Genomic DNA, 1,077 nt, shown 5'->3' with positions numbered 1-1,077 from the left:
AGCTTATCAAAGCTAGCGTTTTTTTATGCTTTTTTGCCCCTGCAGGAACTATAGCTTTCAACCGGCATGGTTGCCCATTTTTTATGCTAATTTTTCCGCGCCGGCCTCCTCTTCGGCACCGGCTTCCTCTTCGGCGGCGGCGGCCTGGTCGGCGGCGAACTCGTCACACGCGGTCTCGAGGGCCGCGGCGGCGGCGTTGGCCTCTTCGCCGGCGCCCAGCTCCTCCTCCGGCGCCAGCTCCTCGCCGTCGCAGATCACCGTGCCACCGTTGATCTCGAGCTCGTCACAGTCGGCGATGTTGAACTGCTGGCCGTCCACGACCACGACATCCCCGACCTTGGCGGCGTTCTCACCGGCCGATGCGTACTGCACGCCCGTGATGCCGCCGGCCACCAGCACACCGGCGATAACCGTGGCGCCGATCGCCTTCCGGTTGAAACGGATGCCCTGTCGTTGCCGCATCATCACTCCCGTCGTTGGATGTCAATGTGTTCTCGACGGGGATCTACGGGCAGCGAAGGCGGACTGGTTCACCCGATTTTTGTCGGAAATGCTGGTAACCGATCGGTGTTATCGTCGCTCACATGACTCCCGCGACCACCCGTTCACGCATCGTGGACGCCGCGTCTGCCCTGCTCAGAGACGGTGGGCGGGAAGCGGTGTCGACACGCGCGGTGAGCGCCCTGGCCGGCGTGCAGGCTCCGGCGATCTACCGAATCTTTAAGGACAAGAAAGGTTTGCTCGACGCCGTCGCGAGCGAGGGATTCGAGTCGTACCTGCGCGGCAAGAACGCGATGAGCAAGAGCGACGACCCGGTCGAGGACCTGCGCCGCGGCTGGGATCTGCACGTCGGGTTCGGGGTGTCGCAGCCGGCCTTCTACACCCTGATCTACGGCGAGCCCCGGCCCGGGGAGGAGTCGCCGGCGGCGGCCGAGGCGGCCCGGATCCTGGCCGGGCAGGTCCGGCGGATCGCTGCCGCCGGCCGCCTGCGGACCACTGAGGAGCGCGCCGCGCGGCTGATCCACGCGGCCGCATCGGGTGTGGTGATCACGCTGATCGCGCTGCCGCCCACGCAGC

Annotated in this window: 2 protein-coding genes; one reads left to right on the top strand and one right to left on the bottom strand. The window is 66.3% G+C overall.

Features of this window, described 5'->3' with window-relative positions:
• Positions 1-81: 81 nt before the first annotated feature.
• Positions 82-465, bottom strand: a complete 384-nt coding sequence (locus AB0M20_RS45330; RefSeq protein WP_364307852.1) for a hypothetical protein — start codon at positions 463-465, stop codon at positions 82-84.
• Positions 466-584: 119 nt separating this feature from the next.
• Between AB0M20_RS45330 and AB0M20_RS45325 the strand changes: the two genes are divergently transcribed.
• Positions 585-1,077 (top strand): TetR/AcrR family transcriptional regulator (locus AB0M20_RS45325; RefSeq protein ID WP_364307850.1); only part of this gene is annotated, 493 nt, incomplete at its 3' end.

Source organism: Actinoplanes sp. NPDC051633 (assembly GCF_040681735.1).
Classification (GTDB): Bacteria; Actinomycetota; Actinomycetes; order Mycobacteriales; family Micromonosporaceae; genus Actinoplanes.
This window is presented reverse-complemented; position numbering and strand designations above follow the sequence as displayed.